This window comes from Devosia ginsengisoli, assembly GCF_024707105.1.
Classification (GTDB): domain Bacteria; phylum Pseudomonadota; class Alphaproteobacteria; order Rhizobiales; family Devosiaceae; genus Devosia; species Devosia ginsengisoli_A.
The window spans coordinates 754,401-768,326 of the sequence record NZ_JANQAJ010000011.1; the positions used below are offsets into that span (position 1 = coordinate 754,401).

Annotated in this window: 11 protein-coding genes; 2 read left to right on the plus strand and 9 right to left on the minus strand. The window is 60.1% G+C overall.

The window, feature by feature from the left end:
• Window positions 1-144: 144 nt before the first annotated feature.
• A complete protein-coding gene (locus NVV79_RS17725; protein ID WP_303991969.1) occupies window positions 145-1,488 on the plus strand; it encodes a DUF6538 domain-containing protein in 1,344 nt (447 codons plus the stop codon).
• A gap of 40 nt (window positions 1,489-1,528) precedes the next feature.
• Window positions 1,529-2,675, plus strand: a protein-coding gene (locus NVV79_RS17730; protein WP_303991972.1) for an IS3 family transposase whose coding sequence is annotated in 2 segments (ribosomal slippage) — window positions 1,529-1,788 and window positions 1,787-2,675 — 1,149 coding nt in all. Because the reading frame shifts where the segments join, the coding sequence is not laid out codon by codon here.
• A 27-nt stretch (window positions 2,676-2,702) separates the two neighbouring features.
• Here the strand turns inward: NVV79_RS17730 and NVV79_RS17735 are convergent.
• The 9 genes from NVV79_RS17735 to NVV79_RS17775 all read right to left on the minus strand — a co-directional run bounded on the left by NVV79_RS17735 (window position 2,703) and on the right by NVV79_RS17775 (window position 13,770).
• Window positions 2,703-3,515, minus strand: coding sequence for a phage portal protein (locus tag NVV79_RS17735; RefSeq protein ID WP_303991974.1), 813 nt, complete (start codon window positions 3,513-3,515; stop codon window positions 2,703-2,705).
• 70 nt (window positions 3,516-3,585) lie between these two features.
• On the minus strand, window positions 3,586-4,686 hold the full coding sequence (locus tag NVV79_RS17740) for a DUF262 domain-containing protein (RefSeq protein WP_303991976.1): 1,101 nt from the start codon (window positions 4,684-4,686) through the stop codon (window positions 3,586-3,588).
• A complete protein-coding gene (locus NVV79_RS17745; RefSeq protein WP_303991979.1) occupies window positions 4,670-5,812 on the minus strand; it encodes an adenine-specific methyltransferase EcoRI family protein in 1,143 nt (380 codons plus the stop codon). Before NVV79_RS17745 ends, NVV79_RS17740 begins: the two co-directional genes overlap by 17 nt.
• Window positions 5,813-6,005: 193 nt before the next feature.
• Complete coding sequence (locus NVV79_RS17750; protein WP_303991980.1) at window positions 6,006-6,410, minus strand: hypothetical protein; 405 nt, start codon at window positions 6,408-6,410, stop codon at window positions 6,006-6,008.
• 1,029 nt (window positions 6,411-7,439) lie between these two features.
• Window positions 7,440-7,979: an NAD(P)-dependent oxidoreductase gene (locus NVV79_RS17755; protein ID WP_303991982.1), complete on the minus strand. Its 540-nt coding sequence runs from the start codon at window positions 7,977-7,979 to the stop codon at window positions 7,440-7,442.
• An 11-nt stretch (window positions 7,980-7,990) separates the two neighbouring features.
• The gene (locus NVV79_RS17760) at window positions 7,991-9,664 is read right to left on the minus strand and encodes an ABC transporter ATP-binding protein (RefSeq protein WP_303991986.1); all 1,674 of its coding nucleotides are present in this window, start codon (window positions 9,662-9,664) and stop codon (window positions 7,991-7,993) included.
• Between the two features lie 7 nt (window positions 9,665-9,671).
• Window positions 9,672-10,823 carry an ABC transporter permease gene (locus NVV79_RS17765; RefSeq protein WP_303991989.1) on the minus strand — a complete coding sequence of 384 codons (1,152 nt, stop codon included), beginning with the start codon at window positions 10,821-10,823 and terminating at the stop codon, window positions 9,672-9,674.
• On the minus strand, window positions 10,820-11,803 hold the full coding sequence (locus NVV79_RS17770) for an ABC transporter permease (RefSeq protein ID WP_303991992.1): 984 nt from the start codon (window positions 11,801-11,803) through the stop codon (window positions 10,820-10,822). The genes NVV79_RS17765 and NVV79_RS17770 overlap by 4 nt, the downstream gene beginning before the upstream one ends.
• A 56-nt stretch (window positions 11,804-11,859) precedes the next feature.
• Window positions 11,860-13,770 carry an ABC transporter substrate-binding protein gene (locus NVV79_RS17775; protein ID WP_303991995.1) on the minus strand — a complete coding sequence of 637 codons (1,911 nt, stop codon included), beginning with the start codon at window positions 13,768-13,770 and terminating at the stop codon, window positions 11,860-11,862.
• Between the last annotated feature and the right edge of the window lie 156 nt (window positions 13,771-13,926).

A 13,926-nucleotide genomic window follows, 5' to 3' on the forward strand; every position in this document is an offset into this window, starting at 1 on the left:
TTCCTAAGTCATTGGTTTCGTTATAAGTTCTTGCTTTTGCAGGGCTTTTTCGCCGCCAAGTGATCCACTTTAGTGATCCACTTTCAGGCACAATCGCCTGCATCGCGGCACCGGATGGCTATAACTTTGGGGAAGGAGAATTGCATGACTTCCGGCTCCAATCTCAAGACTCGTGGTTCTGTCTACTACGCCCGTCTCAAGGTGCCTGTTGAGCTTCAACAACTCATGGGCACGGCTGAGCTAATCCGCTCACTTCGGACGAAAGACCGCCGCACCGCCAACGTGCGCAAGCTGTCGGTGCTTTCCGAATGGCACCAGAAGTTTGATGATCTTCGCCGCCGCCGTGACATGACTGAAGCGGACTTCTCCAATGCCACTTGGGAACAATACGTCAGTGAGCTTCGGCACGATGATCTGGCACGCGCCCTGCCCGGCACCGACCAGGCAACTGCCAAGGACATTCGGCAATATCATTTGAAGGCGCTGCGCGACCACCTGGGCCGGGGTGAGACTGTTCTGGTGCATTGGGCAGCGGATAGCTTCATTGACCAGCACCAGCTCATTGTAGAGAAGGGCAGCGCCCAATATCGGGAGCTTTGCTTCCGACTGATGCGCGCCCAGATTGAGGCACTACAGCGGGCTGGTGAGCGCGACATGGGCAACTATGCCGGGATGCCCGCCGATCCTGTAGTGACGCGGCCAGCGGCCACGGCAGAGGTCGCCAAGCCGGGCGAGCGGCTGTTGGACCTGTTTGAGCGCTACGCCAAGGAAAACCCGAAGCGGATCAAGATTGGTGCCATCATGCAGGCGCGGCGCGATATTGGCACGTTCATTGAACTGGTCGGCAGCGACTTTCCGGTGACTAGGCTGGATAAGAAGGCAGCGCGCGAATGGAAGGCCCTGCTTATGGAATATCCGGTTAAGGCTGCGGAAATCGGCATTTTCCGGGGCTTGGGCATCAAGGAAATCGTCGCGGCTAATCGCCAGTCAAACACTCCAAAGCCGGTTATCATGGCAAAGACCGTCAACCGCTACATTGCCGCGTTTAGTGCCTTCTGCAACTGGCTGGTGGCGCACGACTACCTCACCGCCAATCCCTTCCCCGATATGTATCTGTCGGTGGACAAGACCAAGACGAACGTGCGGCCCTTCACGGACGAAGAGCGCCAGGTATTGTTTGCCTCGCCATTCTTCACCGGCTGCAAGAATGAGGTGAAGTGGCACATGCCCGGTGATCACCTCATCAGGGATCACCGGTATTGGCTACCGCATGTGATGATGTATTCGGGCGCGCGGCCCGGCGAGATTGCGCAGCTTCTGGTGGACGATGTGCGGCAGATGCACGGCGTCTGGGTGATGCATCTCACCGATGAAGGCGACGAAGAAAAGAGCCTCAAGACCAAGGGATCATTTCGTGTGGTGCCGGTGCATTCCAAGCTGGTCGAGATGGGCTTCATTGCTCACGTTGTGAGCTGCTGCCGGTTTTGAGGACACCGAGTTAAGGTGTTTTTGGAACTGGAGAGTTTTGATGGAGAGACGCAAGTTCAGCCGGGAGTTCAAGCTCGAGGCTGTTAAGCTGGTCAGGGAACGGGGCGTTGCGGTCGCGCAGGCGGCCCGTGATCTGGACCTGCATGTGAACGTGTTGCGCAAATGGGTGCGCGAGCAGTCGGCCGATCCGCAGCAGGCCTTCCCCGGTCATGGGCAGATGAAGCCCGAGCAGCTCGAGATCGAGAAGCTGCGCCGCGAGGTCGCCAAGCTCAAGGCGGAGCGCGATATCCTAAAAAAGCCGCGGCCTACTTCGCCAGGGACTCGATATGAGGTTCTCTTTCGTGGCGAAGCACCGAGGGATCTGGCCGGTCTCGTGGATCTGTGAGGCGCTCGGTGTGTCTCGCTCGGGCTTCCATGCCTGGCTCAACCGCTCGCCGAGTAGACGGGCTCAGTATGACGAGGTGCTCGTCGCCGGGATCCGGTCCAGCTTTGCCGGAAGTGATCGCACCTATGGCGCTCGACGGGTATGGCACGACGTGCTGGCCGAAGGGCTCGACGCCGGTCTGCATCGCATTGAGCGGCTGATGCGCCAGGAAGGTCTGCGGGCTCGTCCGCGCCGACGGGGCCTGCCCAAGGATGGCGGGCAGCGCCATGCGGCCTCGCCCAACATCCTGGACCGGTCGTTCGTGGCGTCGGCGCCGAACCAGAAGTGGATCGCTGACTTCACCTATATCTGGACGGCCCAGGGCTGGCTCTATGTGGCGGCGGTGGTCGACCTCTACTCCCGCCGGGTGGTGGGCTGGTCGATGAGCTCATCGATGGCCGCTCAACTGGTGACCGATGCGCTGATCATGGCCATCTGGCGTCGCGGCAAACCCGACAGCCTGCTGCACCACTCCGACCAGGGCAGCCAATATACCAGCGAGCAGTTCCAGCGGCTGATGGCCGATCATGGCATCACCTGCTCGATGAGCCGGTCCGGCAATGTCTGGGACAAGGCGGCGATGGAGAGCTTCTTCTCATCGCTCAAGACCGAACGCACCGCCCGCAAGGTCTATCGCACCAGGGATGATGCCAAGGCCGATGTGTTCGACTATATTGAGCGCTTCTACAACCCGAGGCGCAGACACTCGACGCTGGGCTATCTGAGCCCCGTGGAATACGAAGAGCAAGCTAAGCTAGCCTAACTTCGTGTCCACCGAACCGGCAGCAGCTCACATCTGCTCAAACTGAGCATCGGTGCTGGACAAGCCGGTTTGCTGATAGGCGGTGCCTTCGGGCAGGATGGCGGGCTTACCGGTGTTGCTGGGATCACCGAACGTGGCATTCCACATGTCGGCAATGTTCTTAAGCGCTGCCGGGCTCTTAGCGTCGGTGCTGAGGATGCCGGACGGGCGCGCTCCGTTGGTGAAGAGTTTCGCGGCATGGCGCTCAAGGTCCATAGCCAGGGCGATGGCGTTGCGGGCGCGGTTGATAGGCGCGGACCCGCCGAACGCCTGAATATGCAGAACGTCACGATACTCATAGCGGACGTTCTTGCGGCCCTGCCGGACAACATAGAATGGTTCGCCGGTCGCATCGTCGGTCTTGGGTTCGACCGTGGTCGGATCAAGCCGGATGAACTCGACAACGCGACCATCAACACGGTTGGCAAGGGCGAAGCCGCCACGGTCATGCAGCAGCGCATCATGAGTGAGCTGTGTGCGCAGTTCGGCGGCGCTGGTCCAGTCATTGGCCTCATCATGCGCAAGACGAAAGGCAGGGTGCGCCTGGTCGGCTTCCTTGCCCTTGGCATTACGCACGAACAGCTTCACCGGGAGCGTGCCGACTGCCTCAGCGATCAACTCCACTGCCGACGAAACGGCAGGCACCTGCATTGCCGACTTCGGCGTCAGCGAAATGTTCGAATAGGTCGGTGCGGCGCCGAAGAGCCAGAGGGCATTCGTGTCGGTGAGCGTCACCGGCTGGGGTGCGGGCTCAGGATCGGCCTTGCGGAAGACCGCAGGAAGGAAGTCAGTAAATGGCAACAGGGCTGCTCGCGGTGGATCGTGAGCTGACAATATTCCTAAATAGGAATACTTTCAAGACCGGAGCGTCTTATTTTCCGCTCTTGGTGCGGTTGTGTGGTTTGCAGAGCATCTGACAGTTTTCTGCGGTTGTTTTCCCGTTCTTGCTCCAGGGTGTGATGTGATCGGCCTCCATCTCGCTCAGGGCCCATGGGCCTCGATCAGGGGGGCAGGCAGGGCAAATTCCGGCCTGTGTTTCGTAAGCCTCCCTCTTCATGTTGTCGTCGAAGGCCCTGATCGAAAGGGCGCTTTCCCTTCCACTCAAAACGAAATCGTAGATACCCGACTTCTTCGTAACGTCATTATCGCTCATCAACTGGCTAACCCGGGCTTCCAACACCACCGGATCAAGCGGCTGATTGCCAAATTGGTCGTAGAGCGGCCCCCAAGACACCCCTTTCATTTCCTTGCGATGCTTGGGAAAGGTTAAATCCACCCAATCGATGACGTTTTTGAAGTAGGTCCAAAGCGGGTTGGCGTTAGGGTTGCGCTGATGCTCGGCCATATATTGTTCGATGTGGCCCTTTGAAATCCAGTCGAGCGCGGTTTCCAGATAGGCCTGTCGATTGGGAGTTCCGGTCAAAAGCTTGGCACCTATTGCGACCGCTGGCGCACCGTTCTTCGAAAACCACTTCTTCGCGTCCGAAAGCCAGGGTCCAGTATAGATCGCGTTCCGGAGCTCCTGCGGCTCCAGTTTTAGACCTGCTATGTTAATTATTCTAAACCATTCGAGCTTGTCGCCATCCGAGCCTTCGCACACATAAACAGACAGCTTGTATTCGAGAATTTGCTTCTGTCGTTCGGCTGTCAAGTTTGTGAAGAACATTGGCGAACCATCAATATCAACCGCAAAATCACCGTTGACATACTGGCAAATGCTGATGGTGCGCTGCTGGCCGTCCATCAACTCGAATGCGTCGCCAGAGACAGCCCAATACATAGTGTTGAGTGGGAAATTCCGGCGAAGGGTGCCGATCACCGCCTTCTTGAGTTTGTCATCGTAGACGAACTCGCGCTGATACGCGGGGCGAATGTCCAGAAGACCCCCGAAGCCTCGAACGCCAAGCTCGCCACTATCAAGGTAACCCTCGAAAAGCTCAGCTACTGTGACGCTCCTATGCGAGATTTCCATTCGAGCTCTTCCTCTTGATGAGAAGCCGTTTGTAGACTTTTCGACCGCGAACCACGGCAGCCGCGTTCAGGTCGTATGTCCCTTTTTTGCCGAAGATGCTGAAATAGGCATCTTGGCATTCCGCTGTTGTATAGGTGCGCGTCTTCAGTCCGAACAAGTCTCGGTTTTCGCACATTCCCACAATCTTGAATTGCGCTGGGTTGTATTTGTCTAGGAACGTGATGGGCACTCCCATGACACCCTCATAGTCGATGGGAATTTCTGCCACTCTGCTTACCTCGATGGCATCATAATTATCGTATGTCGGGTAGTCCTTATTATTGTATTCCTTGTAGAGGGGAATGGTATCGTGGCGTTTGGGATTGTCCATGTTGGTGAACCACATGATACTGCCCATACTGAAGTATTTGACGCCACCTTCTACTTTTATACGAGACTCGGTCGCGATCTCATAGTCGTCGGGCACTCGGAACCACTTCGTCCCGCCGTTATCGACGCCAAGCCAAAGCTTGTCCTGAATGATGAGGTCGAATACGACGCGGTAGTCAATGGCATTTTGGTTGCCAATAACGAGGAACTGTTTTTCGTGCGCAGCAATTTGAGCGACGTATTCTCGGAAGAGAGAGAATGGTGGGTTGGTCACTACAACATCTGCCTGCGATAAATACTTTACGCACTCGAAGCTTCGAAAGTCGCCCGCTGCCCATTCGGAATCGCCCTTCAAAGCCCGCGCGGTATTTGCGTCGTGCTTAAGAAGATACTCGACATCACTCAGATCGATCGCCCCATCGCCGTTTTGATCAGGGACTTCGTTGATTTCGATAGCGTAGGGTTGCTGACCTTCTGGCTTCAAACCCTCTATGTCAAGAAGTGGCAAGTGCCCGCCGGCAATGGCTGATTTATTGTAACTGGTTGCTATTAGCTTCTTGAGGCCAAGAGCGTTGAAATTGAGTGCAAAGTATCTAAAGAAGTTACTCTCGTAGGGGTCGTCACAATTACATAGTATAGTCTTTCCACGAAGTTGCGACCTATAGTGTCTGAGCTCGTTGCTGATATCGCTAAGCTGGGTGTAAAATTCATCCTGCTTGTTGGCCTTTGCCTTCGACACAGTTCTGTTGTTGGCCATTTTGCGCAGAATCCCTACCGTTGGCCCCTAGGGCGTCTGGCATTCAGATAGGCGGGAGCGTCTGCAAATGTCCAGTGGCGACCGCTCTATGCATACGACCAGCAACAGTGCCAGTTTGGGTCCAAGTTGGTGATCCACTTTGGTCCACTTTTTCGACTGAAAATCTTGCTAACCCTTTGAAAAGGCTATAGTCCTAGTTCCGAAGGTAGGGTCCAGGTTCCCCAGCCAAAATCTCCCTGCCAAGAGATCGCGAACTGGTTGCCGCCGGACAGGCGTTGAGCAGTGTGGATGGTTCTGTTTGGCTTTCGGAACGAAAGGCTCCGTTGGAGCGGGCCTTGAAATCTGGGGGTAGGTTCGGGCCGTTACAGGCCGCCGGCGAAGCCACCTGAACCGCCAGAGCCACCGGAGCCACCAATTCCACCGTTGCCGCCGGAACCACCTGATCCGCCAGAGCCAGCAATTCCACCATTGCCGCCAGAACCACCCGTACCGCCGGAGCCAAATAGCGCGCCACCTGAGCCGCCAGTACCGCCGGATCCACCAGAGCCGCCATTGCCAGACAGAAGACCGCCGGAACCGCCCGAGCCGCCGGATCCACCAACTCCGCCGCTACCGCTACCGCTACCGCCACTGCCACCGGAACCAGCCGAGCCGCCCGACCCGCCGGCTCCGCCACTGCCAGATACCATGCCACCGGAACCGCCAGAGCTGCCGCTCGCGCCGCTGCCAGGTGTGCCAACGGGTGCCGTGGGGCCGCCGGCACTGCCATTGGCACCCTGCCCTCCTGAAATTCCAGCCTGGGTGACAGGCTGGCCAGCTGAGCCATTGCCCGAACTGACGGCGGCGGAAGAACCGCCCCCGGAATTCGAAGGGGCCGCGCCACCGGCATCGAGCGTCTGTTGCCAGCCGGCACCAAGGCATCGCTCCGAGTGGAGAGCCGAATCGGTGATGAGCATTCCGGTACACTTGATCACCGCACGGAGATAATTTGCGGCCCTGTCGGCCAGGGCCGGTCCAGTTGGCAGGACGATCGCGGCAGTGACAACAAGCAATGACAATATCGCAGTAGTTTTTCTGCTCATTCTATTTCATCCAACTTGTATTAAAATATCCATGGCCGAAGATACTGAATAATCGTCCGTATACCTACCATGCAGACCCGAATTGTGCCAGCCGTTGCTTGCCGTCAGAGGTATCTGCGCAAACCTCGCTACGCGCGTTCGCATCCGGCCTTACCTATCGTCGATAGTCTACCGCAGCGTGGTGCCGCGGGATAATGCGATCTGGGTGCCGCCGACGCAATCAGTAATGGTCGGCATGCCGGACCTGCGGATCGGCAAACGGTAACGTCGCTGACGACTCGGGTTGCCTTACCGGGGATCGCCGTCGTCGAAATGGCCCCATTGGGCGAAGATGCCGCCGGCCAACTGGTTGCGGGAATCGGCGGAGTCGAGGGGCGCGCGTGGGTCGGGCGTGCCGAGTTCGAGCGAGCCATGGGCGGGGGTCCAGCCGAAGGTCGGGTCTGGAGGCCTGGACGAAGAAGGCGTTGGGGTTGTCGGAGATGCCAAAGATGGTGCGGTGGCCCAGTTTGGGCAGGTCCAGCGCGTGATCGATCAGGCTGGCCAGGTCATCGCGATTGAACCAGAGGCGGGCTTCGCGGGTGGTGCCGGGCTGGCCGGCGGTACAGATGCGGACGGCCAGGCATTCGATGCCGAACTTGTCGAAATAGAGCCGGCTGAGGGTTTCGCCAAAGGCCTTGGAGACGCCGTAGAGCGAGATCCGGGCGGTAGGGATCGGTCAGGGCGATGGGCGTTTCGTCAGTCGGATACATGCCTTGCACGTGGTAGGACGAGGCGAAGATGATGCGGGGGACGCCGGCCTTGCGGGCGGATTCGAAGATATTGTAGCTGCCCATGATGTTGGCTTCGAGCACCGTCTGCCAGCCGGCTTCCTTGGACATGCCGCCGAAATGGATGACGGCGGAGATATCCTGTGCCATCAGCCGGTCGACGGCGGCGCGATCGGCGAGGTCTGCGATCTCGACCGGGGCGCCATCGGGCGCCGGAACGATATCTGTGGCGAGGAAGGCCCTGCCCTGCGCGGTGAACCAGTGGCGCAGATGGGTACCGAGCCGTCCCGAAGCGCCGGTCAACAGGATTTGGGGCATGGGAGCAGTCCTCAGGCGGGGGCGTCGGCGCGCAGGCGCGGATCGGGACGCGGCACGGCGCTGATCAGCGTCCTAGTGTATTCGTGTTCAGGGCGCTCGCAAATCTGCGCTACATCGCCGATTTCGACAATCCTGCCATTCTTCATCACCGCGACCCGGTCGCAAAAATAGCGGATGACCGAGATGTCGTGCGAGATGAAGAGGTAGGAGAGGCCGAATTCGGATTGCAGGTCGCGCATCAGGTCGAGCACCTGATGGCGGAGTGAAACATCGAGCGCCGAGGTGGGTTCGTCGGCGATGATGAGGCGCGGACGCACGGCAATGGCGCGCGCGATGGAGATGCGCTGGCGCTGGCCGCCCGAGAAGGCGTGGGGGTAGCGGTCGCCAATATCGGCGGGCAGGCCGACGCGGGTGAGCAATTCCTGTACCCGATCCATCATCTGGTGTTCGGACATGTCGGTATTGGTGCGCAGGGGCTCGGATATGATCTGGTAGATGGTCATGCGCGGATTGAGCGAGGAATGGGGATCCTGGAAGATCATCCGCACTTCGCCATAGAGCGACTTCATGCCGGCCTTGCCGAGCGAGGCGATATCGACCGTGGTGCCGTCGCCACGGCGATAGTTCACCTGGCCATCGGTGGGCGTATAGACGCGCAGCAGGGTGCGGCCCAACGTGGTCTTGCCGGACCCGGATTCGCCGACCACACCAACCGTCTCGCCCTCGTTGATGGTGAGGCTGATGCCGTCGATGGCCTTGAGATAGGCAGTGGGGCGGCCGAAGAAGCCGGGATTGAGTGGGAAATGCAGCGCTAGGTCGTTGATCTGGGCGATGGGCGTTTCCGCGACTGGACGTGTGGGGCGCGGCGCAGGCGTTTCGAGCTTGAGCACCGAGCCGAGCAATGCCCGCGTATAGGCCTGTTGCGGGCGGGCAAAGAGGTCGAAGACATTGGCTTCCTCGACCTTTTCGCCGCGGAACATCACCATGACCCGATCGGCAATCTGGGCGACGACGCCCATGTCGTGGGTGATGAAGAGCACAGCCATGCCGCGGTCACGCTGGAGTTCGCGGATCAGCGACAGGATTTCGGCCTGGGTGGTGACGTCGAGCGCGGTGGTCGGCTCGTCGGCAATGAGGATTTCCGGATTGCAGGACAGGGCCATGGCAATCATGGCGCGCTGGCGCATGCCGCCGGAAAACTCGAAGGAATAGCGATCGAGCGCCGCTTCGGGGTTGGGGATGCGCACGCGGTCGAGCAAAGCGGCGGCGCGCTTGCGGGCTTCTTCCTTGCTGATCTTTTCGTGCAGCAGGATGGTTTCGACGATCTGGTGACCAATGGTATGCACCGGCGACAGGCTCGTCATCGGTTCCTGGAAGATCATGGCGATGCGGCGGCCGCGTATCTGGCGGATGGCCGGGCCACTGTTACCCAAGGCGACGATGTCGATTTCGCCGGATTCCGAGGCGAGATTGATCTGGCCTGACGTGATGACCCCCGGCTTGGCGACGAGTTGCAGGATGGCGCGAGCCGTCACTGATTTGCCCGAGCCGCTTTCGCCCACGACGCAGAGGGTTTCGCCGCGATGGAGGTCGAAGCTGACATCCTTGACGGCATGCAGCACCGACTTGTGCATCGGGAAATCGACGGAGAGGTTGCTAACCCGCAGGATGGGTTTGTCGGTCATGACAGCCTCACTTGGCATAGGGGTCGGCGGCGTCGCGGACGCCATCGCCGAGGAAGTTGAGCGACAGCACGGCCACGACCACGCAGATGCCCGGCACGAAAAGCCACGGCGCCTGAGTGATGGCGCGCAGGTTCTGCGTGTCCTGCAGCAGCACGCCCCAGCTCACGATAGGCGGCTGCAAGCCGAGGCCGAGGAAGCTGAGCGAGGTTTCTGCCAGGATCATGTTGGGAATGGCGAGCGTGATGGCGGCGATGATGTGCGAATAGAGCGAGGGCATCATGTGGCGCATGATGAGGCGGAATTCGCTGACGCCATCGAGCCGGGCGGCGATGACGAAATCATCGGTCCTGAGGCTGAGGAAGCGGCCGCGCACGACGCGGGCGATTTCGGTCCAGCCGATCAGCGACAGGATGACCAGGATGGAGAAATAGACCTGGAGGGGCGGCCAGTCCTTGGGCATGGCGGCGGCGAGGCCGAGCCAGAGCGGAATGGTGGGCACCGAGCGGATGAATTCGATGACGCGCTGGATGACGCGGTCGATCATGCCGCCGCGATAGCCGGAAATGCCGCCCAAGATCATACCGATGAGCAGGGAGAGGCCGACACCGACAAGGCCGATGGACATGGAAATGCGGGTGCCGTGAATGGTGCGGCTGAGCAGGTCACGGCCGAGGCGGTCGGCGCCGACGAGGAACATCGGCTGGCTGGGATCGAGCGGGCCGATGAAGTGCAGGTTGGTCTCGAACAGGCCCCACATCTTGTAGGTTTGGCCGGCGACGAAGAAGCCGATGGGAATGACCTGGCTCGGATCGGGCGTGAATTCGCGGCGGAAGCTCGTGGGATTGAGCACGATATCGAAGCCGGTGACATGGGGCTGGAAGTGCGAGCCCCCTGCCCCGTCATCGACGAACAGGCCGATGCCCTGCGGCGGCGCGAAGGTGTAGCGCGGATCGAACTTGCCCGGATCGTAGGGGGCGAGGAATTCGGCGAAGAGCGCGACGAAATAGATGAAGCCGACGACGAACAGGGCAACCACGGCCAACCGGTGCTTGCGGAACTTATTCCACACCATGGCCCATTGGCCCGCGGCCTGGAGTTGCCCGGCATTGATCTGCTGGTCGAGCAGGTCGTCTTCATTGAAGGGTTTTTCGAGGGTCATGACAGGCGGATCCTCGGGTCGGAAATGGCGAGAAGAATATCGGAAACCAGCGTGCCGATGAGAACGAGGCCGCCACTGAGCAGGATGAAGGCGCCGGCGAGGTACATGTCCTGGCTCTTGAGCGCCTGCAGCAGCAGCGGGCCGGCGGTGGGCAGGTTGAGCACGGTGGAGACGATGAGTTCGCCCGAAATCAGCGCCGGCAGCACCCAGCCGACGGTGGAAATGAAGGGGTTGAGCGCGACGCGGGTCGGATAGGTCAGGATCAGCCTGGCCTCGGGCAGACCCTTGGCGCGGCCGGCTTCGACATAGGGCTTGTGCAGTTCGTCGAGCAGATTGGCGCGCATGATGCGGATGAGCGAGGCGGTGCCGGCGGTGCCGAGCACGAAGATGGGCACCCAGGCGTGAGTGATGAAATCCCACAGCTTGGCCAGCGACCAGGGCGCATTCTCGAAGGCGGGCGAGAACAGGCCACCGACGGAGACGCCGAACCACATGGTGGTGATGTAAAGCAGCACGATGGCCAGGAGGAAATTGGGGGTCGCCATGGCGAGGAAGGCGAAGGCGGTCGAGAGATAGTCGGTGACCGAATATTGCCGCGCCGCCGAATAGATGCCTATCGGCAGCGAGAAGGCCCACATCAGCACCAGGGTGCAGAGCGAGATCAGCGCCGTCATGCCCATACGGCCCCAGATGAGCTCGGTGACGGGCTGGCGCCATTCGAAGCTGTCGCCGAAATCGCCACGGGCAATGCCGCCGATCCATTTGAAATACTGGACCACGACATTTTCGCCCAGGCCGTAGCGCTGGCGCAGGCTTTCGAGCACGGCGCTATCGACGCGCTCGCCGGATTGGGCGATCTGGGCGGCATAGGTGGAGACATAGTCACCGGGTGGCAGTTGGATAACGACGAAGGCCAGCACGGAAATCGCCAGCATGGCCGGGATCATGCCGGCGATCCGCTTGAGAATGAAGAACAACATGCTGGTCACCCGGTTCAGGGAGCGGCCCGGCCTGATGGCCGGACCGCCGAAGCCTACTACTGCTTGAAGTAGAACTGTTCGGTATTCAGCGTGCCCGGATCGGGGTGGATCCAGCCCGTCGGGGTGTTTTCGGGCACATTGCCCAGGGTGTTACCCACCACGGCGAAGCCGTTGATCGCCGTGCTGACACCAATCTGGTAGAATTGATCGGCGGCAATATCGAGGATCTGCTGGAACAGGGCGGCCTGCTGTTCGGGGTCGGATGTGCCCTTGATCTGGTCGTAGAGCGACCATTGCTCCTTGACGTAATCGGGCGGCTCCTGCCCACCGCTATTGGTGTAGAACTTGCCCCATTCGATGGCGAAATTGCTCTCGGTGGAGAAGGGGAAGTAGTCGCGCGGATCGATGAAGACGTCGATGCCACCAGAGGTTGCGCCCCAGACCACGATGTCATGCTGGCTGGCGGTCTTTTCCTCGTAGAACCGCGTGCGGTCCATGGCGGCAAAGCGGGCGTCGATGCCCACGGCCTGCCAGTACTGCACGAAGAGTTCGGCCGCATCGGCCATGGCGCCGAGGGCGGTCACCGCGGCGACGTTGACGACGAGCGGACTGCCATCGGGGGCCAGACGCATGCCATTGCCGCCGCGCTTGTCGAGGCCGATGGAGTCGAGCAGGCGATTGGCCTCGTCGACGTCATAGGCCAGGTACTGGGTGGCCAGCTTTTCGTTGTAGAAGGGCGTGCCTTGGCGCGGGGAGACCTGTTGTGCGGTCCCCTGCCCCAGATAGAGCGTGTCGATGATGGCCTGCCGATCCAGCGCGTGGGACAGCGCGATACGGAAATCCTTGTTGCTGAAGATCGGCTGCTTGATCGGGTCCTGCGAATTCAGGTTCACCGAGATGGTCATGGCATTGCCGACGCGGGATTCGCGGCTGCTAATGTGATAGCTGCCAGCTTCCATGCCTTCGGCCAGCACCGGAAGGTTGGTGGGGTTGGCGATGTGGCGGACCTCGTAGTCGATCTCGCCGGCCAGCACGCTGAGCAGCAGGGTCTGGGCCTCAGCATTCACCGAAATGCTGAGGTCATCGATATAGGGGAGCTGGTTGCCCGATGTATCGACCTTCCAATAGTAGGGATTGCGCTCGAAGGCGACGCGGGTGGCGCCGGCCTCGTAGGGCTCGGTGATGCGCCAGGCTTCGAGGGTCGGGCGCTCCGGATTGCGCCAGCGCTCGATGGCCTCGATGCCGATGCCGCACATGGCGACCATGCGCTCCGACCAGTCGGCGGCCCCGGCCGCCTTGGCCTCGGCATCCGCATTCTCGTTGTATTTGGGCAGGAACTGGCTGCAATAGGCCTTGTTGAGCAGGGCTAATTGCACGCCGTAGACACTGGCGGCGTTGATGATGAACAACCCGTTGGGCTTGGTCCAGGAAATGGTGAACTCGGTCGGCGAGGCGACGGAAATGGTGGGCAGTTCGCCTTCCACGGTCAGCCAGCCCGGCTTGGACGGGAAGAGTTTTTCATCAGGCAGGATGTCCTCGATGAAGAAGGCCACGTCATCGGCAGTGAATGGGGAGCCGTCCGACCATTTCATGCCGTCGCGCAGGGTGAAGGTGAAGGATTTGCTGTCTTCGCTGGCGGAATAGCCGGTGGCGATATTGGGCACCACCTCGCCGGACCAGTCGGCATCCCAGGACAGCAGGGGCTCGTAGCCGAAATAGGTGAAGAGCATGTTGCGGTCATTGCCGCCCACCATGCCGCCGCGGAACGTGCCGCCATAGGTGCCGACCTCGCCCACCGGAACGATGACGCGGGGCTCGGCGCCCAGGCGTTCAGCGACCGCCGGAAGGTCGCCGCTGGCGACCAGCGCGTCGAGTTCCGGAGCCTGCTTGTAGTCCTGCGCAAGCGCGGCCGTGGCCAGCGCAAAAAAAGATATCCCCGCCATGGCGGCGACCCTGAAATGCTTCAATTTTCCCTCCCATCAAGCTTGTAAGCAGATGCCAGCCGGAATTTGCCTCCGGTCTCGGTGACATGCACTTTCGTATGACTGCAATGGCATTGTCAATAAGAAATCATACTGCTTTTGGTTTTGCACATGCCTGATAGAGTGCATATGCCGTTGACA

Bases quoted from the DNA above. Each gene is read 5' to 3' on its own strand.
- NVV79_RS17725 (WP_303991969.1), top strand. From the start codon at position 145: ATGACTTCCGGCTCCAATCTCAAGACTCGTGGTTCTGTCTACTACGCC.
- NVV79_RS17740 (WP_303991976.1), bottom strand. From the start codon at position 4,686: ATGGAAATCTCGCATAGGAGCGTCACAGTAGCTGAGCTTTTCGAGGGT.
- NVV79_RS17745 (WP_303991979.1), bottom strand. From the start codon at position 5,812: ATGGCCAACAACAGAACTGTGTCGAAGGCAAAGGCCAACAAGCAGGAT.
- NVV79_RS17755 (WP_303991982.1), bottom strand. From the start codon at position 7,979: ATGCCCCAAATCCTGTTGACCGGCGCTTCGGGACGGCTCGGTACCCAT.
- NVV79_RS17760 (WP_303991986.1), bottom strand. From the start codon at position 9,664: ATGACCGACAAACCCATCCTGCGGGTTAGCAACCTCTCCGTCGATTTC.
- NVV79_RS17765 (WP_303991989.1), bottom strand. From the start codon at position 10,823: ATGACCCTCGAAAAACCCTTCAATGAAGACGACCTGCTCGACCAGCAG.
- NVV79_RS17770 (WP_303991992.1), bottom strand. From the start codon at position 11,803: ATGTTGTTCTTCATTCTCAAGCGGATCGCCGGCATGATCCCGGCCATG.